Below are 21632 nucleotides of genomic sequence, written 5' to 3' on the forward strand. Positions count from 1 at the left end.
ATACTACCTTAAAGTGGTATATTGTTGTTTAACTAAAAAGCAATCTGTTATGATTTATAAGTTACAATCAATAAACTCAATTTTTCGAGGTATTTTATGCACTTTTCAAAAACAACTGAATATGCTATTCGCGCTTTGTCCTACCTGGACCGTTACCCAAATAAGGCACATTCAGTCTCTTTTTTGCATAAAGAGTTGGAGCTTCCTTATAAATACCTTACGAAACTTATGACCCAACTTGAAAAACAGGGTTTGGTACATGCCTCAAAAGGACGCAACGGAGGTTTTAACCTGGCAAAGGATTCTGAGCAAATATTTTTATGTGATATTCTTGAAGCAATAGGTGAACCGTTGGAATTTGACCGGTGTATTTTGGGTTTTGAAATGTGTGACGCGTCAAATCCCTGTGCCCTGCATTCGCAATGGGTTGAACCCAAGACAAATATTGAAAATATGCTGCAGACAACTTCTTTAGCTTCTCTTGCAAAGGACAAAGAAACGAAAATTTAATACTAGACAGCTGTGTTGATTTTTTTGAAAGATTTAAAAGAATAAATAATTAAGTGGTGCGGATGAAAGGACTTGAACCTTCACACCTTGCGGCACCAGATCCTAAGTCTGGCGTGTCTACCAATTTCACCACATCCGCGTGGATAAGTTTTTAACGTCACTTCTGACAAAATAATATAAAAAATTTAGTGGTACCCCCTACACGATTCGAACGTGTGGCCTACGCCTTAGAAGGGCGTTGCTCTATCCAGCTGAGCTAAGGAGGCTAAAATGGTACGCCCGATAGGATTCGAACCTATAACCCTCGGAGCCGAAATCCGAAACTCTATCCAGTTGAGCCACGGACGCTACTACATTTGTTATATTATTTAATTTTTTATATTTTTTCATGGGGTGGGATACGGGATTCGAACCCGCGACCCCCGGCACCACAAACCAGTGCTCTAACCAGCTGAGCTAATCCCACCATATTGTTATATAAAATATAAAGTGGTCGGGGTGAAAGGACTCGAACCTTCGGCCCCCTGGTCCCAAACCAGGTACTCTAACCATACTGAGCTACACCCCGACCTGCACACATTAAACAAGCAGTTATGCTGATTAATGAGGCGAAATTATAGTTAATTTGATTCAAAATGTCAATAGTATTTTGGAATTCTTTTTAAAAAACTGATTTTTTCAGTATAATTAGACTACTTCAATACAGAAAGTTACTCATGAAAATAGCTAGATTTAGTCGGATTGGTTTTATAATGGCAGCAGCAGGCAGTGCTGTAGGACTTGGAAATATTTGGAAATTTCCTTATATTACAGGAGAGTATGGCGGCGGAGCTTTTGTCCTTGTTTATCTCATCACGGTACTGCTTATCGGCTTTTCCATTATGACAGCGGAAATGCTCATCGGGTATCTTGGCAGACGTGATACCGTGACCTCTTTTGAAGTGTTGGCACCAAAACATAAAAACTTATGGAAATTTGCCGGTTTTCAGGGGCTGGCAGGTCTTTTTATCATGATATTCTATTCTGTAGTCATCGGATGGATATTCAACTATATAGTTACCTCGCTGACCTATCTTCCCTCGACGGTTGCCGAAGCAGAAACAACCTTTACAAAGATGCTTCATGCTGATTTCTGGACACAGTTTTTCTACCATACGCTTTCCTTTGTTATGATTACCTATGTCCTGCACAAGGGTTTAAAAGGCGGTATAGAAAAGCTCAATATGTTTTTGATGCCGGCACTGATGATTATTTTGGCTTCGATGTTTGCGTATGCAGTTACACTGGACGGTTTTTCAAAAGCGGTCACCTTTATGTTCTCTCCTGACTGGTCCAAGATTACCTCGGAAGCCTTTGTGGTCGCTGTCGGGCATGCTTTTTTTACATTGAGTCTTGGGATGGGTGCCATTATGACCTATGCGGCATCACTTGAAAAAAATGCAAATATTGTCAAGAGCGCTTTTTGGGTTGTCTTTTTGGATACGACAATAGCCATAGTCGCGGGACTGATGCTTTTTACCTTTTTGTACCAGTACGGTTCGGGTCCTGCAAAAGGTCCGGGGCTTGTCTTTATCTCTTTGCCGGCTGCATTTTATGAGATGGGCATCATCGGAAATATTTTTGCCATTTTGTTTTTTATTGCTTTGGCCTTTGCAGGATTGACATCTTCTGTTTCTCTTGTTGAGCCTATGGTACAGTATTTCATAGACCGATTTGGCTGGAATCGTCTCAAGTCGACTCTTTCTGTGGGGACATTTTTCTGGTTTTTCGGTATTTTTGCCATTCTCTCAAACATAGACGGTGCAAAAGAGTATCTGACATGGGGCAGCAAAAACTTTTTTGACTGGGTTGACTATGTGACTGCTGCGATTATGTTGCCTCTTGGCGGGCTTTTAATGGCGATTTTTGTCGGTTATGTCATGCCGCGTTCAGAAGTGGAAGCAACAATGAAACCACAGTTAAAATGGGCCTTTGGTCCATGGTACTTTTCTCTTCGCTATATTACGCCTGTCGCCATGTTTGTGGTGATGCTTTCACTAATGGGGATTATATGATGGACAAAATTAAAGACGAGTGTATAAAAATCTTGGAAAAGGAGGGAATAAATCCGGTCTCTGCTATAGATTTTGATGTGAACGGCAAAGTACACTCTTTGAGTTTTATCTATATTATAGAAACGTATATGCAGGCATCAGAAGAGTCACGGCTGGTATTTTTGAGTGCTTTGAAAAAAGCGGTAGTTGCAAAAGAGATGGGAATTGAAAAATTTTTTGAGGGAATGGGAAAACTTCTTTTGATGACACATCTTTCTGAAAAATTTGATATTAAATAAGGAGGTTTTTATGGTAAAAAATATTATTATCGCAGTTGTTTTGCTTTTGGCAGTAGGCGGACTGGTGTACAAGGCAGCCAATCCGTCAGATTACAAACACCCGCTCCACCGCTAAAAGCAAAGTAAAAGAACTTTGTTCTTTTACGGGACTAAAACTGTATCATGCCGTCTACCGGAGATGATGCGGTTGCGTAAGGGCGTTTTGGAATTCTTCCTGCAAGGTAGCTCATTCTTCCCGCCTGTACGGCATGCTTCATAGCCTCTGCCATTACCATAGGGTTTTGTGCCTGGGCTATGGCTGTGTTTGTCAAAACACCGTCAGCACCAAGTTCCATCGCATAGGCGGCATCACTGGCACAGCCGATGCCCGCATCCACAATTACCGGTACTTTGATCGCATCGCGGATAAATACAATATTGTATGGGTTTTGAATACCCAGGCCGCTTCCGATAGGAGCGGCAAGAGGCATAACCGCATCTGCTCCGGCATCCTCAAGACGTTTTGCCATAATCGGATCATCCGAAGTGTATGCCATGATTGTAAAACCTTCTTTTGCCAAAACCTCACAGGCTTTTATGGTTTCAAGCACATCCGGGTAGAGTGTTTTTTGCGTATCACCGATGACTTCAAGTTTGATCAGATCAATACCCGTAGCCTCGCGTGTCAAACGAAATGTCGTAATTGCTTCTTCGGCAGTCACACATCCCGCGGAGTTTGGCAGAAACTTTACATTTGTTCCGGCAAAAGTATCACGCAGATTTTCCTTGTCAGGATCTGTAATATTAAGACGTCTGACCGCAACGGTGATCAGTTCGCTTCCGCTGGCAAGTGTTGCTTCTTTTGTTGTTTCAAAAGAGTCATATTTCCCGCTTCCGACAATAAGTCTTGAACCGAGTTCATATTTTCCGATTTTTAAGTTGTTATCCATTTTTTATCTGTCCTTTTTTGTTGTATTCCCTTCACAATGCTGTGGAGTAAAGAGTATGATATTTTTCGGAAGCAAGTTTCTTAAAGACACTCAGCTTAGACTTTAGTCTGAGTGCCATTAAGTTAAGAAAAAACCTGATGTTTTTCTGGAACCTGGGCCTTTGTCTTTAAAGATATAAAGCCCGCACTAAAGTACGGGTTCCGAAAAACTGTTTAACTTAATGGAATTGAGACTGAAGTCCGGGTTCCGAAAAAAGCTTATAAGAGAAATTATACGATTTATAACATAAGCAATCTTATAAATTCCCAATTCCCTGTATCAAATTCTCCGGTGTAAGAGAAAAATCAGCACCGGAGTAGTTTTGTGCCAGTTTTGTGTGTGCAAGAGATCCGTGTATTGCAGCATCGAGTGGGGTTTTTCCCTGTGCCAGCAAAGAGCCTATGAGTCCGCTGAGTACATCGCCGCTTCCTGCTTTGGCGAGTTTGGCACTGCCGTGAGGGTTTATGAAAAATGCATCTCCTGCACCGATAATAACATTTGCCCCCTTTAAGAGAAGGGTTGCATCCGGATAGGCTTTGCAAAAGAGTTCCACATAGAAAAATCGTTTTTTTTGCAGTTCCCCTACAGTGATGTCGGCAAGTTCTGTGAGTTTTAAAAGTGATACAAATTCTTTTGGATGCGGTGTGAGCACAATATTTTTACGCTCTAAAATTTCCAAAACAAGAGGCATCGCAAACAGGTCCGCATCCACCAGAAGAGGAAGATCGTTATTTAGCAGCTCTTTAAGTTCAGCATCACTGAATTCTGTTCCCAGTCCCATACCGCAGGCAATTGCAGTTGTATTAGCCGGCAGAGCATGGGCATACATGAGGGAATGCGGAATATGCAACATCTGATGATTTTCATATCCGACAAGGGTAACAAGCCCTGCACCAAATCTAAGAGCACCCAGAGCACTCATGATGGAAGCTCCCGGTTTTTCACCGCAAAGCAGGCTTAAATGGCCAAAACTGCCTTTATGGGTATTTTTTTCTTCTCTTGTCGGAAGCTGTAAATCACACAGATCCAGAAGCTGCCAGTTTGTCTGTGTTTCATAGAGTTTTCTTGTAACTCCCAAATCCAGAACTTCAATCTTTCCTGTCTGCTCTTTTGCTTCGTCCAAAAAGAGTGCTTTTTTTAAAGCTCCCATTGTCAGCGTCACATCTGCACAAAAGGTTGTTTTTGCACAGGCACCGCTTTTTGTAAGCCCGCTTGGCACATCACAGGCAATTTTAAAAGCCTTGACGGTGTTCATTACATGTAAAAGGTTTGCAATTTCTGCAGAAAATTCTCCACTGAAGCCTGTGCCGATAATGGCATCAACAAGGATATCACACTCCTGAAATTCTTTTATCTGCTTTACATGTAAAGCTTTGGCTCTTTTTTCCTGTAGCAAAGCCATTTGGGACTTTGGGTCTCTGGCATACAAAAGGCAGACATTATGCTCACCATGCAAAAGCCGTGCCAAAGCGATTCCGTCTGCTCCGTTGTTGCCGCTTCCTGTGACTATGAGGATTTTCTCTTCGTTTGAGAAGTTGGCTCTTATATAGGAGGCCATGCCGTTTGCGGCATGTTCCATTAAAATATCTTCGCTTAAAAAGAACTCTTGGTAGCATCTTTGATCAAGCGGGGCAACCTCTTCAAATATCTTTTGCATAATCAGACTTCAGGAACATACTCGTCTATTTTTACCATACTGCTTTTTATATCGTTAAAGAGCAGTGTAGGGTAGGCAGTTCTGTACTGGTAGTAAAAGTGGTTTTTTTTCAGTGTTTTTAAAATGGCTGTATTGAAATAGTTGGCATTGGAACATTTTCCCACATAGAGAAAGGAAAATAACAGTTTGAGATGCGGGTTCTCAAAAGTCGGATGCGGCTGTGCCAAAAATGTAAAACCCTGTTTTTGAAGATTTGTAAAGCTGAGCATGTAAAGCAAAAAATCTTCAAATTTTGTATAAAATCCATTGAGGTTTTCAATATCATGGAAAAAATAGTAATAGTTGTCCAAAAGTTCCTGCTGGGAAATTACTTTTGAAAGTTTGCTTTTCTTCTCTCTTTTTGTGGCAAAAAAGTTAGGATTGACAGCCATATAGATATGCTTTTTTTCAGCTACAAGTGCAGCAAAAGCCTCATCAAACGCTTCACTCTCTTCAAAACGAATATAGTTAAAGTGCTCATCTTTGTATCTGAGCTCAACATCATCCTCATGGGAATCTGCAAAGTCCATATAGAGCGTGGGTACATTATTGTCAATGACAAAATTCCTTATTTTGCAGGCCAGGTTTGTCTTGCCCGCACCCTCTTCACCCAAAATCAATGTATTGTGTGTGAGCATTCTGTTTTCTAATCTTAAAGCATCAATAGTATCCAAATATCTACCAATAACATTTCTCATAGCATGTCCTTAAAAATCATATTTTTAGTATTATATCTTCTTGATGATAAAAAAGGTATAATTAGACTATGAATTATAAAACAATTGCACAGGAAACATTAAATATCGAAGCAAATACCCTGCTCAATGCGGCAAAAAACATTGATGATGCCTTTAACAAAGCTGTAGAAATCATACTTGCATGCAAAGGCAAACTTGTTGTGAGCGGTGTTGGAAAAAGCGGACTTATCGGTGCAAAAATGGCGGCTACCTTTGCCTCGACAGGAACACCGAGCTTTTTTCTGCACCCAACAGAAGCACTGCATGGCGATCTTGGCATGATAGACAAAAATGATGTTGTTATTGCTATCAGTTATTCAGGCGAAAGCGAAGAACTCAGTTCTATTTTGCCGCATATCAAACGTTTTGGCATACCGCTTATAGGCATGACACGGGACAAACACTCAACGCTTGGACAGTACAGTGATGTAGTCATTCAGGTTGTTGTTGAAAAAGAGGCCTGTCCTCTCAATATCGCACCGACAAGCTCGACAACACTGACGCTTGCACTCGGTGATGCCCTGGCTGTGGCTCTGATGAAGGCCAGAGATTTTAAAAAGAGTGATTTTGCTTCTTTTCATCCCGGCGGCGCTTTGGGAAAAAAACTTTTTATTAAAGTGAAAAATCTGATGAAAAGTGATGATCTGCCTGTAGTTTCAAAAGATGCAAAAGTAAAAGATGCTATTTTGAAAATAAGCGAAGGCAGGCTCGGAACTGTTTTGATAACCGATAATGCAGGAAAGCTTGCAGCACTTATGAGTGACGGCGATGTCCGCCGGGCACTTTTAAGAGATGACTTTTCACTTGAAGATGATGTGCTTAAATATGCCACATCTGATCCTATGAGTATAGATGACGAAGAGATGCTTGCGAGTGATGCACTTGTTTTAATAGAAGAGAAAAAAATCCAGCTTCTGGTTGTAACAGACAAGGATAAAAAGATACAGGGCGTACTTCATATTCATACGCTCATAGAAAAAGGAATTTCATAATAATGAGACTAAACAAATATATTGCACACTATTCAACCTACTCAAGACGAGAGGCTGACAAAGCTGTCCAGGATGGTTATGTGCGTGTAAACGGAGAGATAGAAACGAATCCTGCAACACAGATACAAGAGGGTGTAGACATTGTCTATATCAGCGGCAAGCAGGTTTCTCCTCAGGAAAAATACACGGTGATTGTGTATAACAAACCAAAAGGCGAGCTTGTAACCAAAAATGACCCAAAAGGCAGACGCACAATTTACGACTCTTTAAGCAAAGAGTTTAAGCATTTTATTCCTGTCGGCCGGCTTGACTTTGCAAGTGAAGGACTGCTGCTTCTGACAGATGCCTCCCATGTAGCGACGGCGCTGATGGAGTCAGATCTTGAGAGAATTTACAAGATTAAAATCAAAGGGATGGTGACTCCGGATATGGAGGATGCCATGCTCAACGGGATCTATCTGGATGATGCAAGTGCCGGAGCGCATTCGCATTCCAAAATTATCTCAATGGACATAAAACCTTTTATAGGCTATAAGATTCAAAAGAATCAGCCCAACTACTCCATCCTCAAAGTAGCGCTAAAAGAGGGAAAAAACCGTGAACTTCGCCGCTTTTTTGCACACTTTGGCGCAGAGGTGGCTGATCTCAAACGTGTAAGTTTTGCTGAAATCGAATTAAACAACCTGCCAACGGGCAAAACAAGATATTTGACGCGCAGTGAATATTCTGCACTCTACAAATTTTTAAAAGAAGAGAAGAAGAGAGCCAGAGAGAAAAAGAGAAAAGAAGAAAAAGAGTAGGAGATGGATTTTACACATCTGCTGCGACCTGTAAATTTTGATGAGATGACAGGACAGGAGCATTTAACAGCAAAAGATGCGCCTTTGCGTGTTTTATGTGAAAAAGAAGTACTTGGTCACAGTTTTTTTTATGGACCTGCCGGTGTCGGAAAGACATCACTTGCCAGAGTCATAGCAAAAACTATGCAGCTCCCTTTTTATGAGTTTAATGCCACTTCACTGAAGGTCGAACAGCTTCGTAAAATATTTGATCAGTATAAAAATGCTCTGCAAAAGCCTTTGATATTTATAGATGAGGTGCACAGGCTTTCAAAAAATCAGCAGGAGGTTTTATTGCCGGTGATGGAAAACAATTCTGTGCTCATCATAGGCGCTTCAACCGAAAACCCCTTTTATTCGCTTACCTCTGCGATCCGTTCACGCTCTATGCTTTTTGAGCTCAAAAGTATCTCCCATGCCGGTTTGGAAAAACTGTTACTGAGAGCACTGAATAAAACTAATATTGTCCTTGAGGAGGATGCAAAAGAGTACCTCATAGCTTCAAGCGGCGGAGATGCAAGAGCGATGCTCAATCTGTTGGAATTTGCCGCCAACATCAATGAAACAGTGACTCTGGAGTTGTTGCAGTCGCTCCGTCCCAATGCTCTGCAGGCCGGAAGCAGTGAAGACGGTGTTCATTATGACCTGACGTCAGCGCTGATTAAGTCTATTCGCGGCAGTGATGCGGATGCAGCGATTTATTACCTTGCACGTTTGATTGCAGGCGGAGAGAGTGCCGACTTTATCGCCAGACGGCTTGTAATCCTGGCAAGCGAAGATGTCGGGAATGCAAACCCGCAGGCTCTGACATTGGCGACCTCCTGCCTGACAAGTGTAAGCAAGATAGGCTATCCGGAGGCAAGAATTATCCTGGCACAGGCGGTTATTTATCTCTGTGCCTCTCCAAAATCCAATTCCGCATATTTGGCAATAAACAAAGCTTTAAAGAGTGTGAAAGAGGGTAACATTGCAGAAATCCCGAAAAATATCACAAACAATAATGAAAACTATTTGTATCCCCACGATTTTGGCGGCTATGTCGAACAAAACTATCTTGCAAAACCGATGCATTTTGTGGAGTTCAAAGAGATAGGCTATGAAAAAAAGATGAAAGAGTGGATTAAAATTATAAAACACTCATCAAAATAATGATATACTTGAAAAAATACTTTTCAACAAGGAAGATTATATGACTATTTCAGTGTCTGCAAATACTGTAACTATAAACGGAAATATCAAATCGATACAGGACTATCAACAGATTAAAGAGACGATAGATACGCTCAGAACAACACACAGGCATATTGTTCTCATAATCAAAGATTCCATATCCATCACCTCCTCTGTGATCGGGTATTTAAACAAACTTGTTTTAAAGGACAATGTTGATTTACATGTGGAAGTAGGCGATGAACAGCTTATGGAGCTTTTTGAAGATCTGAATCTTGTCTCTTTATTTCACGTAAAAAAGGTATAAAAAATGACTATAAAAAGCAAACTCAATCTTATTACCGCAATTGTTGTCTCTTTTGCGTTGGTAATTATAGGATTGACGATTAACACAGCGCTGAAAGAAGATACTGTTGTACAACAGTCAAAGATGTTGAATGTAATGTCTCAAAAACTGAGTCTGTTGATTCATGAGACGCAAAAAGAGAGAGGGGCAAGTGCCGGTTATTTGGGTTCGAAGGGGAAGAAATTTGCAGGTATTCTTCCTAAACAAAGAGAACTGACAGATAAAAGGAACCAGGAGTTCAAAGAGTATCTCAAGACATTGGATTTAAATGATTTTCCAAAAGAACTTCAAGATCAGATTCGTGGACTGCAAGAATATATGAATAAAATCAGTCAAATCAGAAATCTTGTTGACAGTTTCAGTATCAGTGTTGCAAAAGAAGTTGCATATTATACAAAGATGAACAAGAAGATTTTAAATATTGTCGGATTGAGTGCAAAACTGGCATCGACTCCTGAACTGGTCAAAGCCTTGGACGCCTATACAAACTTTTTAAAATCAAAAGAGAGAGCGGGGATAGAGCGTGCGGTACTGAGTGCTACATTTTCTGCAGACAGGTTTGCTCCGGGAATGTATGCCAAGTTTATTACACTTGTGGCGCAGCAGGACGCTTATATAGATGCATTCTTAACGATGGCGACAGACAGGGCAAAGCAACTTTACAGAAGCACAATGAACTCTCCTGCTGTGGATAAAGTAAACAAAATGAGAGAAATTGCCCAAACAAAAGCAAATGAAGGTAATTTTGGGGTTGACAGTGTTGTCTGGTTTCAAACCATTACAAAAAAGATAAATCTTTTAAAACATGTAGATGATGAACTTGCCAAAAACAATGATGCAATTTTGGCAAAAATAGAATCAGAATATAAAAAACGGACAGTCATTACTCTTGTAAGTTATATTGCTTTTGCAATTATTATTTTTATCATCATTATGACAATCAGCAGAGGCGTAAACAAAAGCGTGCAAAGCTCTTTGGAAAAAATAAAATGCGTTTCGAGTGATCTTGACCTTACATGTAACATCATTGTAGAAGGCAATGATGAAATTTCCCAAATTTCCAAAGCTTTACATGTAATGATCAGTGCCTTTAAAGAGACAGTTCTGAGTGTTACCGATGTCTCAAGAAGAAACCAAAATGAATCTGAGAGATTACGGGATGTCGTGATTACTTTAAAAGAAAACAGTGAAGTGGAAGACGGCAAAATCAGTGTGGTCAATGAACTGGCGGTAGATATTGGTAATAAACTCGATACGGTAGAAGAATCTACTGTGACAGTGACAGAAGATTTACAGACAACATCGAATTTCTTAGAAGAGTTTATAAGCAAACTGAGTACAGTGGTAGAGTCTATAGAAGAGGGCAGTTCACAACAGCAGGAGCTTGTTCAAAAAGTCAGCGAGTTGACAGAACAGGCAAAAAATATCAAAGATGTGCTGGAGATTATTTCAGATATTGCAGATCAGACAAATCTGCTTGCACTCAACGCCGCTATTGAAGCAGCCCGTGCCGGGGAACATGGTCGAGGTTTTGCCGTAGTTGCCGATGAAGTGAGAAAACTTGCCGAGCGTACACAAAAATCCTTAAGCGAAATCAGTGCAAATGTAAATCTCATTACCCAAAATGTAGTTGAAATCGCCGAAGAGACACAGCATACCTCACAAAGTATGGATCAGATTGCAGAATCCGCGCAGGAACTAATCGTAGCATCCAATGATACAAAAGAGAATCTGATGCAGACAAAAGAGAGCTCCACTGATGTCATGCACCAAAGCATATACATAGCAACAAAAACAAAAGAGCTTGTGAGTACGATGGATGAGATTGTTGTTGTTTCTACAAAAAACAATGAGCTGCGCACAACGATAGAAGCTGTTGTCTCAACACTTTCTCAGGATGCCGCTGCTTTAAAAAATGAACTCAGTAAATTTAAAATTTAGTCCAAACAATGCAGGAAAAGAGTACAGATAAATCATTACAGGAGAAAGATGCCTATGCCGCCTACCAGGAAGAGCTGGCATTTCAAAAAGAGCTCAATATCCTGAGAAATGATTTTTATTACAAGATGATTGATTCTAAAGATATTTCACTGGTAGACTTTTTTTATCAGCCTCTTGACACACTGAGCGGGGATGCCTATTCTGCTCGAAGAATCAATGAAGACAAAACTTTTTACTTTCTTGTTGACGGGATGGGAAAAGGATTGAGTGCTTCACTCAGTGCCATGGCTGTGACAGTCTTTGTCAATCATTTGATAGACAAAATGATAGAGTATGAGAATTTCAGTCTTGATATACTGATTCAAGAGTCTATGGATTTTATGAAGCCTATCTTGCTTGATGAGGAAGCTCTGTCTGTAGACTATATTTTATTTGACAACTACTCTTTTGAATTGGAATATGCCAAATTTGCAATGCCGCCTTTTTTACTTGAGGACAATGCAGGCAATGTGATAAAAATCAAATCAAACAATCCGCCGATGAGCAAGTGGAGCGAAACATACAAGATAGACAATTGCTCTGTAAAAAATATACATAAATTTCTTTTTTACAGTGACGGCATAGTAGAAAACAATACTGTAGAGGGAATCGTATATAACAGTTTTATTGAAAATGATTTTATAGGCTCTTTTACCCGAGAAGAGATGAAAAAACATGTATTGGAAAAAATTGCCATACAGGAAGATGATTTTACTTTTATATTTATCAACAGATTAGAATTAAATGAAACAACACTGGTCAGTGCAAAGGTTTTTGAAACAACGCTGGATGCCGTTGAAGAAGCAAATAACTGGTATGATGGTATTTGTCGGAATCATTGCAGCGGGCTTGCTTTTAATGAACTTTTTATGAATGCATACGAGCATGGAAATCTGGGTATTGATTCTGAAATAAAACATCAGTTGCTTGAGCAGGATAAATATTTTGAGACACTGGTTTCGCTTGAAAAAGAGTGTACAAAAAAAATAACCGTAAAAATATATAATATCAAAACTGCATCTGCCCAATACAGAGTGACACAAATCACAGATGAGGGAGAGGGATTTGACACAAATCAACTGGCGACAATCTTTAGAAATTCAAAAAAATTCAATGGTCGCGGAGTTTTTGTCTCCCGTAAAAACTCTATGGGCATATACTACAACTCAAAAGGCAACAGTGTCCTTTTTCTAACAAAGGTCTAAAAGTCTCTGCAGAGTGCGGAATAATTTCACAACGGATACTTCCACTTGGAACCGGTACTTCAGTGCCGGCTGGTGTTGGCAGCAGATTTGAAATATAAATAACAAGGATAACAATTATGGCAGAGAAACCATTATTTAAACAGGCGTCACTGGATTACCACAAAGCCAAAAGTGAGTTTGACACAAACGGAAAAACAGGAACACTGCTGACAAAACCGTGCACAACACAAGAAGAGCTCTCAATGGCCTACAGTCCCGGTGTTGCATATCCGTGTCTGGAGATACAAAAAGATGCAGACCTTGCCTATGAATATACCAACAAAGGAAATCTGGTTGCAGTGATAAGTGACGGCACAGCGGTCCTCGGGCTTGGTGACATCGGTCACTTGGCGGGAAAACCGGTGATGGAGGGTAAAGGTGTTTTGTTCAAATCTTTTGCAAATATTGATGCTGTTGATATTGAACTCAACACAAAAGATACAGATGCAATTGTGAATATTGTTGCATCGATGGCTGACAGTTTTGGCGGCATCAATCTGGAAGATATCTCAGCACCAAGATGTTTTGAAATAGAAGAACGACTCAAAGAGATTTGCAATGTTCCTGTTTTTCATGATGATCAGCATGGGACAGCTGTTATTACAACAGCAGGGCTGATGAATGTTGCCCAAATGAGCAATAAAAATATACAGGATCTCAAAGTCGTCATTATTGGTGCCGGAGCAGCGGGAATTGCCTGCGGGAAAATGTATAAGGCTTTGGGCGTGAAAAATATTACCATGCTTGACTCCAAAGGGGTTATTCACAGCGGCAGAAGCGATCTCAACAAATACAAAAAACTTTTTGCATTTGAGACAGCTGACAGAAGTTTGGCAGATGCAATGAAAAACGCAGATATGGTGCTTGGGCTCTCCCGACCTGACCTTATCACACCCCAAATGGTAAAATCCATGTCCCGGACAAATCCCATTATTTTTGCCTGTGCAAATCCAAACCCAGAAATTACCCCTGCAGAGGCAAAAAAAGCGCGGCCGGATGTGATTATTGGAACCGGCAGAAGTGATTACCCCAATCAGGTAAACAATGTACTCGGTTTTCCGCAGATTTTTCGCGGTGCATTGGATGTAAGAGCAACAAAAATTACTGAAAATATGAAACTTGCAGCTTCACATGCTTTGGCCGCTCTGGCAAAGGAACCGGTTCCAAAACATGTAAAACAGATACATCACAGAGAAAATATGGAGTTTGGGCACGAGTATATTATTCCCTCGCCTTTTGACAGACGGGTTTTGGTGTATGTCGCTTCCGCGGTTGCCAAAGCAGCGATACAAGACGGTGTTGCCCGTGTAAAGGATTTTGATACTGATGCGTATAAAATAAAACTGCAAAGATTAGCGGATCACTTAGACGGTAAAATTTAAGCAGCCGTTTTCGGAACCCGTACTTCAGTGCGGGCTGTTACAGTAATTTATAAAATTTCTTGAGACCTTTTTTTGCCTTGCAGTCAAGTTTATAAGAGATAAGCTGCAGATACTCAAGTATATCAGCGGGGGCAACATTTGTCTTTTTTGATGCTTTTTGCAGGAGGTACTGCGGAATTTTTATCTCTCTTTTGAGGAATGCTTTTTCTATTTTTTTGTACTGCTTTTGGTTTTTGTGATAACATAAAAGCGCAAAAACAAAAGGCAGATGATACTTTTCATTCCACAGTTGCGCCAAATCAATATAGTCATTATTTACAAGCGCATAACGCAATGCTTTGTCTCCTATGAGTACTTCGCCCTTTACATGTAAGAGCTCTGCCAAAAGGTTGGATGAAGCAGATTCAATATCTGTTTTATTCTGTACCGAGGGAATAACAATAACGCTTCTGACCTCTTTTTTTGCAATGATTCCAAGGTTTACATGTTTGCTCTTTTTTGCTGCAATACTTGAGATAAATGCGGCATCAACACGCCTGTTTAAAAAAGCATCGTTTATTTTCGCCGGAACATTTTTTTTGTATTCCATCAGAAGCTTTTGCTGTGTGCTTCGTGTAAATCGCTTCATAAATACATGAAAAGGCAAGAGATTGAGGTATTCTATTTTTCCGAAAATCATGCGTAATTATACATCACTTAACTTATCTTAGATATAATTAGAGTAATTTAAGATGAGGATGTTGTTTTGGTAAGAGTAGAATTTTTAGGACCGATACAAAAAGAGGCGTTGGAATTAGAAATAGCCAATCTCAATGAACTGGCAGCAATTTTGCAAAAAGACGAAGAGGTAAAAGAGTGGCTTGACAATTGTGCGGTGGCAGTGAATGACAATCTTGTGACCTCTTTGGAGTGTGAGCTTAAAAACGGAGATAAAATCTCTTTGCTTCCTCCTGTTTGCGGAGGCTGAGATTTGTTGCAACTATATAACAATTCACTGGATGTGCCGAAAATCCTGCAGGAATGGTATGAAGAAGAGGCAAAAAGCAATTATGGCGCATATATCCCTTTTGTCGGAACGGTACGCAGCGAAGACGGCATTGAAGGACTGAGTTTTGATATCTATGAACCGATTTTGGAAGCATGGTTTAAAAACTGGCAGAAAAAAGCAGAGGAAAAAGGTGCTGTGGTCAAAATGGCGCACTCCCGCGGAGATGTAATGCTGCATGAATCTTCATATATTGCCGCAGTCTTTTCACCAAAAAGACGGGTGGCCCTGGAACTTATAGACGAATTTGTAGAAGATTTCAAAGCATCCGCACCGATATGGAAATATGATTTGAAAAACGGACAGAGAGTCTATGCAAAAGACCGCTCAACTGCAATAAAAGGCAGCGGAATTTTAGGAGCAAAACAATGAGTATAACAGGAACTGATTTTATCTCTTTTGAGACAAGCCAAAATATGCTGGAGCTTTTACAGGTAAACAACCACAGGTATGAAAGAGTGCCTTTAAGCGATGCGTTAGGCCGTGTGTTGGCAGAGGACATTGTGGCCGAATTTAATGATCCGCAGTTTCCTACCGCTTCCATGGACGGGTATGCGGTGCGTCATGAAGATTTGCAAAACGGCATACTGGCTGTTCTTGGTGACAACCCTGCGGGACATGATGAGATACGGGTACTGTCTGCAGGGGAATCTATTAAAACCTTTACAGGTTCGATGATGCCGCAGGGAAGTGATACGCTGATTCAGATAGAGAATGTCAGCTACAGTGACGGCAAGATAATTATCAATGAACCGGTTGAAAAAGGCAATGCGGTGCGTCCGGTCGGTGAAGGATACGGAGCAGGGGATGTGCTTATTCAAAAAGGCACAAAAATAGGTTTTGCCCAAATCGGCGTAATGGCCGGACTCAATCAGGTGATGGTAAAAGTAGCCCTTCGCCCCCGTGTCGCAGTTATCGCAACCGGAAGCGAGATACTCGATCTGGGCGAAAATTCGGATAACCCTGCCCAGATAAGAAGTTCAAACAATTATACGCTTGCAGCACTTTTTGAGTCGGCCGGTGCAGAGGTTATACAGCTTGGAACTGCTCCCGATGACAGAGATACTATTATGAAAACGTTTGAGAATGCTTTGGAGTCTGCAGATATTTTGGTGAGTACCGGCGGAGTGAGTGTCGGTGATTATGACTTTGTAAAAGACATAATTCCCCGTTTGGGTGCAGAAGTGGTCTATAAAGGTGTCGGTATCAAGCCAGGGCGCCATATTATGGTTGCGCAACGCGGGCACAAGTTTATTCTGGCGTTGCCGGGATTTGCCTACTCTTCAACAGTTACAGCGATTTTGTATGCACTGCCGCTGATTGCAAAAATGCTTGGCAAAAAAGTTCCGTACAAAACTGTTGCTGCAAAACTGCAGGAAGACTTTACAAAACGAAGCCGGTTTACAGAGTTTACCGCATGCAATATTGTGGTAGAGGACGGTGAGTATTTTGTGAATTTCAAAGGAAAGAAAGTAGGAAGTTCTGCCATTTTGACAAATATGCTTCATGAGAGTGCATTAATGATTACAGGCGAAGATGACAAGTTCCTGGAAGCGGGAACATCTGTGAATGTTATTTTACTGGATACTTTTTAATGAAAGCGCTGAGTATAGACAATCAGACACTGGCGGTTGAAGAGATTGATATTACGATGGCTGCAAATACCGTATATACTTTTTTCAGTTCAATTTTAATTGACGAACTGGCAGGTCTGAAAGAACATGTAATATATACAGATGCAAATGCCCTGAGTGAAAAGAAAAAACCCTATTTCATAGGAGAACAGCTTCTTTTGGGGGATGCCCTGATCTTGGGCAGAGACGGTTTTGACGATGTTGATGCCAAAATTGCAAAAGAGGAACTGCATTCTTTAATCAATCCCGAGGTAAATGCATTTTACACAGAAGTACTGGATGTGCTGGCCGATACAGACATAAATCTCTACAAAACATTCACGGTGGAAAAAAACGGCGAAAAAATTGCGCTCAACACCGAATGGGTGCTTTATACATTTAATATTGCCGACGAGAGAACAAAAGAGTATTTTATCAATGAATTGAAAAAAGCGGTTGCAGCGAAAAACAATGTTGCAGAATATATGCAAAAAATGGCACAGCTTGCCATGAATGTCGCAGCATAACCCACTGTTTCCGGAATCCGTACTTTAGTGCGGACCCTGTGGCATGGCAGATTGTCAATGCAGTGCTAACACCAGCCGGCACCGAAGTACCGGTTCCGAGGTCATTTCACTCCGATTCCTTCTTATTTTAATTTCCAGGCATTTGCTCTTATTCGGGAGTGGCATGATGTACATTGTCTGATAATCTGGGAATAATCCTCTATGGCATCATCTATGTTTTCATTGTTGAGAGATACAATCATATCATCCGCATACATTGTAATCATTTTGGCTCTTTTTTGAGCGAACTTGTCCGCATAGGCTTCATTTGCAGGAAGGTAACTTCTTGCATCTGTTGTTGTCAGTGAACCAATTGCACTCTTTAGTTTATTGACGCCCTCTGTCATGCCCTCTTTGTTGTAGTAAAACCCTGCCGTTTGAATCTGATTGACTGCCTGTAACATTTTGCGCATATCTGAAGCAAGTTCTGACTGTTTGAGCGTATCGGCTGCCTGAAGAGACGAAGAGAAGATGAAAATTGCTGTCATGATGAGTAGTGACTTCACTTTGCTATCCTTTAGTATCTTATAATATCTTTTGTAAACTCTGCAAGAGTTACAGTCGGGGCTTTGTCTTTTACAAGTTTTTTTGCTTTTCTTTTTCCGCCATACTGCTCTTTGAGTTCTGGTTTAAATGCTCTGAAAAACTCATGAAATTTATCCGGGCCCAAAACACCGACAGCCCATAAGGTATCATCATCATGATGCTCCAATACAATCGAAGCCAAAGGCTGCGGTGCAGGGCCGCCAAGAACTTTTGCTCCTTTTTTTGGATCATACACCGATAAATGAGAACCGCATACGATTACCTCTCCTTTGTCATGACAGGGCATACTTTTGGTGCAGCCCATAGTTTTGCCCCCTGTTTTGAGGTACGATATAAATGTGTCACTTTTGTTGATATGTGTAAGCTGGTGCGGGCAGATGGATGAGAAAGCAACAATGTTTCTTTCTTTGCCGACTCCGCCTTTCCATATATATTGGACACCGTCTTCACTTGTCAGTTTGACATTTTTCTCTGTAGGATGAGGCAGGGCAATCAACATACAGCTTGTTCCCGCATACGGATAGTTAAAAACATAATTAACCTCTTTGTCCAGCTGTGATACCAACAAAGGCTTGCCCTCGGCATCACTCAGCTGTACTTTCTTGTACGATGTATAGAGTGTACCATCCTCGGCATAGAGTCTGCCCTCTATCAAAGAAGGTGCTACAGCGACAACGCCAACACCTCCGACTACTTTTAAAAAGTCTCTTCTTTGCATGCAAAACTCCCTGTTACGCGTTAAACATATCTCTAAACATACCTTTTGCCCATTCATTCAGAGCTTTTCCGTTGTTTAGGCCTGTTTTGCCGCGCCATTGCTGTGAAAGATCGACATTTGTAAATCCTTTGAGTTTTTTGCCCTCAAACTCATACTCTGCCCTGACGGAAATCGCATGTATCGGTCCGGCTGAAACAGCAGAATAACAGACTGTCAGCGGAGACTTCCAAGGAATGTCTTTTTTGCCGTTGACTCTTTGTGCTATAAGTTTCCCGATATAGTGACCTTCAGAATTTGATGTGTTGCCTGATTTGGAGTAACCCATCGGACGTGCATCACCGGAGACAAAAATATCTTTTTCGCCTATAACCTCATAGGTAAACGGGTCAATATTTCCTACTTTCTTGTTAAATACATTGTCTTTTGCAACGCCGCAGACTTCCAAGAGCTTTCCGCCTCTGACATGCGGATAAAATGCAGCATCTTCAAAGGAATACTCATCATCAAATTCACCCGCGACAACGACTTTTTTATCTAAATCTATGCTCATTATTTTAGAGTTTGGATGGTACTCGATATAGTCTTTGTACATTTCGTCAAAAGAAGACTGAAATCCCTCTTTTTTGATCGTTATATCCGGATTTTCATCAAGAAGGATCACCTTGCCCTCAATCTCGTTTTTCTTAAAATAATCTGCTATCAGACAGGCTCTTTCATAAGGAGCAGGCAGACATCTGTAGTTTCCGCCGGGAACCGTCAGTATAAAATTACCGCCCTCAAAATCTTCCAGTTTTGCTTTGAGTGTCATGTGCTCGCTTCCGGGAATAAAGGCGGCAGGATACTCGCTGCGAAGCCTCTGTTCTGTAACAGTATCGACATTCCATGCACTGTAGTCATAGTCTATACCGGGAGCCAGTACCAGATAGTCATATTTGATGTCTCCGTTGCTTGTTTTAATGATTTTGTTTGCTTTGTCTATACCGATAGCCGTAGCATTAAAGTATGTATATTTGTTTTCGCGGGCTGCCTGTAAATAATCATGTGTTAAGAACTCCAAATCCACTTCACCCACAAGATACAGGTTGCTTATAGGACAGGATATAAATTCTGTTCTTTGTTCCACTAAAACAACATCCGCATTGGGTGCGAATTTTTTTGTGTATTTTGCGATAGACAAACCGCTCCATCCGCCGCCTACAATCACTACTCTTTTGCCGGTTGCCGGAGGAAGAGGGGCGGGTGTGCCCATACCTACACTGCTGTTTGTTTTGTTTTGTTTTTTTGAGGGTTTTGCTTCACCATAAGCGCATCCGGTCAAAGTTGTAGCAGCTGCAGCTACACTGATAGCACCAAGTCTCAGGGCATCTCTACGATTCATATTCATTTCATTCTCCTGTAAAGTTAAATATACTTTAAAAACAAAAACTTGTTTTCAATCAGGAAAATAGTATTACTGCTCGTCTTAAGCAATCTTAAAATATAAAATTAATTTATAATATTAAAGTATTAATCTTTTAATAATTATAATTATAAATTATTATTGTGCTGTTCTTGACCGTGTGTGAAAATGAAAGTTTCATACAGCAGGGCTTTTGAAACAGTTTGAGTTTATTTAAAATAATTTTATCACAAAAATGTAATATATCTAAAATATTTTAATGATGTGTATAAAAGTAACATATATGAAATATTAAAAGTCTATTTTTAATCGAAGAGGGTAGATTCAAGTGCCTTAATTTTATAGCTTCTGCGATGAATTTCGCAGTAGCCATACTTTTTTATCATGGCTACATGTAACTTGGTGCCGTAGCCTTTGTGCTTTTCAAACTGATACTGGGGGTATTTTTTTGCCTGTTCCAAAATATCTCTGTCATGTGCAACTTTAGCAAGGATGGATGCAGCACTTACTTCGGGGACTTTACCGTCAGCCTTGATCATAGTTGTCAGGTTTTGTACTCCATAGCTTTGGTTGCCGTCAAACAGATACTCATTCGCCTGCAGATTTTTCATAATTTCAAGAAGCCCTTTTTTTAAACATGTAGATATTCCATTGTTGTCTATATCCTGTGCAGAAAATTTGACGATATGGTAACTTGCATTTTTGACAATCAAGGTATAAAGAGCTTCACGCTTTTTGGCTGTCAGTTTTTTTGAATCATGCAGTCCGACAATGGTATTGTGCAAAATACAGCCGGCCATTACCAAATCTCCCGCCAGAGGTCCGCGCCCGGCCTCGTCTATACCACAGAGCAAATGCATCAGTTCATGCTCGCCATGGTAAACATTACAGAAACAATATATAAGAAAAAGAGGCAAACAAAGAGAACATAGACCCATACAACCCATTGATTGTACCCGCCAATTTCTTTCATTGTCTCAATACGTTTTTGCGGATCCGCAATAGCATTTTCTATCTCGGCTTTTTTCTGTTTATAGCCTTTGTATACAAAATAGGTAGAAAAACCGCCCGCAAGTATGGCAACAAGCAATCCGCCAAAGGGTATGGCAGTGGCCAATATGGAAAGCACAAAGAGCACAAGTGCAGGGATATACTGTTTTCTGTAAAGCAAAAAGGCCCATCCGCCAAAAAAAGCCCACCAGCTCCAAACCCATTTCATCGTGTCAATCCCGTTGACATCAAATTTGGAAAACGCCTGTTGGTACCAGAATGTTTTTTCCGGTTTGTTCACAAAAGCCTCCAGCATTGCTTTTTCATATTCGTCTTGAGGTAATTGCATAAACTTTTCCTGTTTGTTTTATATAACGTATTATAATGAAAGAAGTTAATAAAGTACAGCTTTGCCAACAAAAGTCAGCCAATTCGCCAGCCACTCCCGGCCCGCACTGAAGTACGGGTTCCAAAAAATCCGGAAATCTCCCTGGAACCGGTACTTCAGTGCCGGCTGTTGCACACTCTGCCATTCTCAGCCCGGACTGCATTCCCCGTT

23 protein-coding genes, 5 tRNA genes and 1 pseudogene are annotated in these 21632 nt (G+C 40.7%); 15 read left to right on the top strand and 14 right to left on the bottom strand.

The window, feature by feature from the left end:
- The first annotated feature begins 96 nt into the window (after positions 1-96).
- Positions 97-510, top strand: a complete 414-nt coding sequence (locus ACM66U_RS00835) for an RrF2 family transcriptional regulator (protein ID WP_151901302.1) — start codon at positions 97-99, stop codon at positions 508-510.
- A gap of 54 nt (positions 511-564) precedes the next feature.
- Here the strand turns inward: ACM66U_RS00835 and ACM66U_RS00840 are convergent.
- The 5 genes from ACM66U_RS00840 to ACM66U_RS00860 all read right to left on the bottom strand — a co-directional run bounded on the left by ACM66U_RS00840 (position 565) and on the right by ACM66U_RS00860 (position 1078).
- A tRNA-Leu gene (locus tag ACM66U_RS00840) sits at positions 565-649 on the bottom strand.
- Positions 650-699: 50 nt separating this feature from the next.
- Positions 700-776 (bottom strand) — tRNA-Arg (locus tag ACM66U_RS00845).
- 5 nt (positions 777-781) lie between these two features.
- A tRNA-Arg gene (locus ACM66U_RS00850) sits at positions 782-858 on the bottom strand.
- Positions 859-899: 41 nt separating this feature from the next.
- Positions 900-976, bottom strand: a tRNA-His gene (locus tag ACM66U_RS00855).
- Between the two features lie 24 nt (positions 977-1000).
- Positions 1001-1078, bottom strand: a tRNA-Pro gene (locus ACM66U_RS00860).
- Positions 1079-1226: 148 nt separating this feature from the next.
- Here ACM66U_RS00860 and ACM66U_RS00865 point away from each other — a divergent pair.
- Entirely contained in the window at positions 1227-2564 is a 1338-nt protein-coding gene (locus tag ACM66U_RS00865) for a sodium-dependent transporter (RefSeq protein ID WP_151901283.1), read from the top strand.
- Positions 2561-2842 carry a hypothetical protein gene (locus tag ACM66U_RS00870; protein WP_230973273.1) on the top strand — a complete coding sequence of 94 codons (282 nt, stop codon included), beginning with the start codon at positions 2561-2563 and terminating at the stop codon, positions 2840-2842. Before ACM66U_RS00865 ends, ACM66U_RS00870 begins: the two co-directional genes overlap by 4 nt.
- A 149-nt stretch (positions 2843-2991) precedes the next feature.
- Here ACM66U_RS00870 and ACM66U_RS00875 read toward each other — a convergent pair whose 3' ends face one another.
- The 3 genes from ACM66U_RS00875 to ACM66U_RS00885 form a co-directional block, all read right to left on the bottom strand.
- The gene (locus ACM66U_RS00875) at positions 2992-3771 is read right to left on the bottom strand and encodes a thiazole synthase (protein WP_418640925.1); all 780 of its coding nucleotides are present in this window, start codon (positions 3769-3771) and stop codon (positions 2992-2994) included.
- Between the two features lie 295 nt (positions 3772-4066).
- Positions 4067-5467, bottom strand: a complete 1401-nt coding sequence (locus ACM66U_RS00880; RefSeq protein ID WP_418640926.1) for an NAD(P)H-hydrate dehydratase — start codon at positions 5465-5467, stop codon at positions 4067-4069.
- Between the two features lie 2 nt (positions 5468-5469).
- The gene (locus ACM66U_RS00885; protein WP_151901280.1) at positions 5470-6204 is read right to left on the bottom strand and encodes an ATP-binding protein; all 735 of its coding nucleotides are present in this window, start codon (positions 6202-6204) and stop codon (positions 5470-5472) included.
- Positions 6205-6272: 68 nt separating this feature from the next.
- Here ACM66U_RS00885 and ACM66U_RS00890 point away from each other — a divergent pair, with 68 nt between their 5' ends.
- The 8 genes and pseudogenes from ACM66U_RS00890 (at position 6273) to ACM66U_RS00925 (ending at position 14196) form a co-directional block, all read left to right on the top strand.
- Complete coding sequence (locus ACM66U_RS00890) at positions 6273-7235, top strand: KpsF/GutQ family sugar-phosphate isomerase (RefSeq protein ID WP_418640927.1); 963 nt, start codon at positions 6273-6275, stop codon at positions 7233-7235.
- A gap of 2 nt (positions 7236-7237) precedes the next feature.
- Positions 7238-8035: a pseudouridine synthase gene (locus tag ACM66U_RS00895; protein WP_188109992.1), complete on the top strand. Its 798-nt coding sequence runs from the start codon at positions 7238-7240 to the stop codon at positions 8033-8035.
- Positions 8036-8038: 3 nt separating this feature from the next.
- Positions 8039-9223, top strand: coding sequence for a replication-associated recombination protein A (locus ACM66U_RS00900; RefSeq protein ID WP_418640928.1), 1185 nt, complete (start codon positions 8039-8041; stop codon positions 9221-9223).
- A 40-nt stretch (positions 9224-9263) separates the two neighbouring features.
- Entirely contained in the window at positions 9264-9551 is a 288-nt protein-coding gene (locus ACM66U_RS00905) for a hypothetical protein (protein ID WP_418640929.1), read from the top strand.
- A gap of 135 nt (positions 9552-9686) precedes the next feature.
- Positions 9687-10406 (top strand): annotated as a pseudogene (locus ACM66U_RS00910) (nitrate- and nitrite sensing domain-containing protein); the annotation flags it as partial.
- A gap of 261 nt (positions 10407-10667) precedes the next feature.
- Entirely contained in the window at positions 10668-11531 is an 864-nt protein-coding gene (locus ACM66U_RS00915) for a methyl-accepting chemotaxis protein (RefSeq protein WP_418641422.1), read from the top strand.
- An 8-nt stretch (positions 11532-11539) separates the two neighbouring features.
- A complete protein-coding gene (locus ACM66U_RS00920; RefSeq protein WP_151901274.1) occupies positions 11540-12775 on the top strand; it encodes a PP2C family protein-serine/threonine phosphatase in 1236 nt (411 codons plus the stop codon).
- A 116-nt stretch (positions 12776-12891) separates the two neighbouring features.
- A complete protein-coding gene (locus ACM66U_RS00925; protein WP_418640930.1) occupies positions 12892-14196 on the top strand; it encodes a malic enzyme-like NAD(P)-binding protein in 1305 nt (434 codons plus the stop codon).
- 37 nt (positions 14197-14233) lie between these two features.
- Here ACM66U_RS00925 and ACM66U_RS00930 read toward each other — a convergent pair whose 3' ends face one another.
- On the bottom strand, positions 14234-14875 hold the full coding sequence (locus tag ACM66U_RS00930; protein ID WP_418640931.1) for an MqnA/MqnD/SBP family protein: 642 nt from the start codon (positions 14873-14875) through the stop codon (positions 14234-14236).
- 66 nt (positions 14876-14941) lie between these two features.
- On the opposite strand from ACM66U_RS00930, the gene ACM66U_RS00935 reads away from it, so the two are divergent.
- From ACM66U_RS00935 to ACM66U_RS00950, 4 genes are read left to right on the top strand one after another with little or no spacing between them, the layout of a single operon-like run.
- Complete coding sequence (locus ACM66U_RS00935; RefSeq protein ID WP_151901271.1) at positions 14942-15163, top strand: MoaD/ThiS family protein; 222 nt, start codon at positions 14942-14944, stop codon at positions 15161-15163.
- Between the two features lie 3 nt (positions 15164-15166).
- On the top strand, positions 15167-15613 hold the full coding sequence (locus tag ACM66U_RS00940) for a molybdopterin synthase catalytic subunit (RefSeq protein WP_151901270.1): 447 nt from the start codon (positions 15167-15169) through the stop codon (positions 15611-15613).
- On the top strand, positions 15610-16836 hold the full coding sequence (gene glp, locus ACM66U_RS00945; protein ID WP_346389182.1) for a gephyrin-like molybdotransferase Glp: 1227 nt from the start codon (positions 15610-15612) through the stop codon (positions 16834-16836). The genes ACM66U_RS00940 and glp overlap by 4 nt, the downstream gene beginning before the upstream one ends.
- On the top strand, positions 16836-17381 hold the full coding sequence (locus ACM66U_RS00950) for a hypothetical protein (RefSeq protein ID WP_418640932.1): 546 nt from the start codon (positions 16836-16838) through the stop codon (positions 17379-17381). Before glp ends, ACM66U_RS00950 begins: the two co-directional genes overlap by 1 nt.
- 122 nt (positions 17382-17503) lie before the next feature.
- Here the strand turns inward: ACM66U_RS00950 and ACM66U_RS00955 are convergent, their stop codons facing one another.
- The 5 genes from ACM66U_RS00955 to ACM66U_RS00975 form a co-directional block, all read right to left on the bottom strand.
- The gene (locus ACM66U_RS00955; RefSeq protein ID WP_418640933.1) at positions 17504-17926 is read right to left on the bottom strand and encodes a hypothetical protein; all 423 of its coding nucleotides are present in this window, start codon (positions 17924-17926) and stop codon (positions 17504-17506) included.
- 11 nt (positions 17927-17937) lie between these two features.
- Positions 17938-18684 carry a sulfur oxidation protein gene (locus ACM66U_RS00960; RefSeq protein WP_418640934.1) on the bottom strand — a complete coding sequence of 249 codons (747 nt, stop codon included), beginning with the start codon at positions 18682-18684 and terminating at the stop codon, positions 17938-17940.
- 13 nt (positions 18685-18697) lie between these two features.
- Complete coding sequence (locus ACM66U_RS00965) at positions 18698-20068, bottom strand: FAD-dependent oxidoreductase (protein ID WP_418640935.1); 1371 nt, start codon at positions 20066-20068, stop codon at positions 18698-18700.
- A gap of 320 nt (positions 20069-20388) precedes the next feature.
- Positions 20389-20943, bottom strand: a complete 555-nt coding sequence (locus tag ACM66U_RS00970) for a ribonuclease HII (RefSeq protein WP_418640936.1) — start codon at positions 20941-20943, stop codon at positions 20389-20391.
- Complete coding sequence (locus ACM66U_RS00975) at positions 20943-21422, bottom strand: hypothetical protein (protein WP_418640937.1); 480 nt, start codon at positions 21420-21422, stop codon at positions 20943-20945. The genes ACM66U_RS00970 and ACM66U_RS00975 overlap by 1 nt, the downstream gene beginning before the upstream one ends.
- Positions 21423-21632 lie beyond the last annotated feature (210 nt).

The sequence above is a fragment of the Sulfurimonas sp. ST-27 genome, assembly GCF_048081595.1.
Taxonomy (GTDB): domain Bacteria; phylum Campylobacterota; class Campylobacteria; order Campylobacterales; family Sulfurimonadaceae; genus Sulfurimonas; species Sulfurimonas hydrogeniphila.

Coding starts and splice junctions, on each gene's coding strand:
- ACM66U_RS00835 (WP_151901302.1), top strand. CDS start 97: ATGCACTTTTCAAAAACAACTGAATATGCTATTCGCGCTTTGTCCTAC.
- ACM66U_RS00865 (WP_151901283.1), top strand. CDS start 1,227: ATGAAAATAGCTAGATTTAGTCGGATTGGTTTTATAATGGCAGCAGCA.
- ACM66U_RS00870 (WP_230973273.1), top strand. CDS start 2,561: ATGATGGACAAAATTAAAGACGAGTGTATAAAAATCTTGGAAAAGGAG.
- ACM66U_RS00875 (WP_418640925.1), bottom strand. CDS start 3,771: ATGGATAACAACTTAAAAATCGGAAAATATGAACTCGGTTCAAGACTT.
- ACM66U_RS00880 (WP_418640926.1), bottom strand. CDS start 5,467: ATGCAAAAGATATTTGAAGAGGTTGCCCCGCTTGATCAAAGATGCTAC.
- ACM66U_RS00885 (WP_151901280.1), bottom strand. CDS start 6,204: ATGAGAAATGTTATTGGTAGATATTTGGATACTATTGATGCTTTAAGA.
- ACM66U_RS00890 (WP_418640927.1), top strand. CDS start 6,273: ATGAATTATAAAACAATTGCACAGGAAACATTAAATATCGAAGCAAAT.
- ACM66U_RS00895 (WP_188109992.1), top strand. CDS start 7,238: ATGAGACTAAACAAATATATTGCACACTATTCAACCTACTCAAGACGA.
- ACM66U_RS00900 (WP_418640928.1), top strand. CDS start 8,039: ATGGATTTTACACATCTGCTGCGACCTGTAAATTTTGATGAGATGACA.
- ACM66U_RS00905 (WP_418640929.1), top strand. CDS start 9,264: ATGACTATTTCAGTGTCTGCAAATACTGTAACTATAAACGGAAATATC.
- ACM66U_RS00915 (WP_418641422.1), top strand. CDS start 10,668: ATGATCAGTGCCTTTAAAGAGACAGTTCTGAGTGTTACCGATGTCTCA.
- ACM66U_RS00920 (WP_151901274.1), top strand. CDS start 11,540: ATGCAGGAAAAGAGTACAGATAAATCATTACAGGAGAAAGATGCCTAT.
- ACM66U_RS00925 (WP_418640930.1), top strand. CDS start 12,892: ATGGCAGAGAAACCATTATTTAAACAGGCGTCACTGGATTACCACAAA.
- ACM66U_RS00930 (WP_418640931.1), bottom strand. CDS start 14,875: ATGATTTTCGGAAAAATAGAATACCTCAATCTCTTGCCTTTTCATGTA.
- glp (WP_346389182.1), top strand. CDS start 15,610: ATGAGTATAACAGGAACTGATTTTATCTCTTTTGAGACAAGCCAAAAT.
- ACM66U_RS00950 (WP_418640932.1), top strand. CDS start 16,836: ATGAAAGCGCTGAGTATAGACAATCAGACACTGGCGGTTGAAGAGATT.
- ACM66U_RS00960 (WP_418640934.1), bottom strand. CDS start 18,684: ATGCAAAGAAGAGACTTTTTAAAAGTAGTCGGAGGTGTTGGCGTTGTC.
- ACM66U_RS00965 (WP_418640935.1), bottom strand. CDS start 20,068: ATGAATATGAATCGTAGAGATGCCCTGAGACTTGGTGCTATCAGTGTA.
- ACM66U_RS00970 (WP_418640936.1), bottom strand. CDS start 20,943: ATGCATTTGCTCTGTGGTATAGACGAGGCCGGGCGCGGACCTCTGGCG.
- ACM66U_RS00975 (WP_418640937.1), bottom strand. CDS start 21,422: ATGCAATTACCTCAAGACGAATATGAAAAAGCAATGCTGGAGGCTTTT.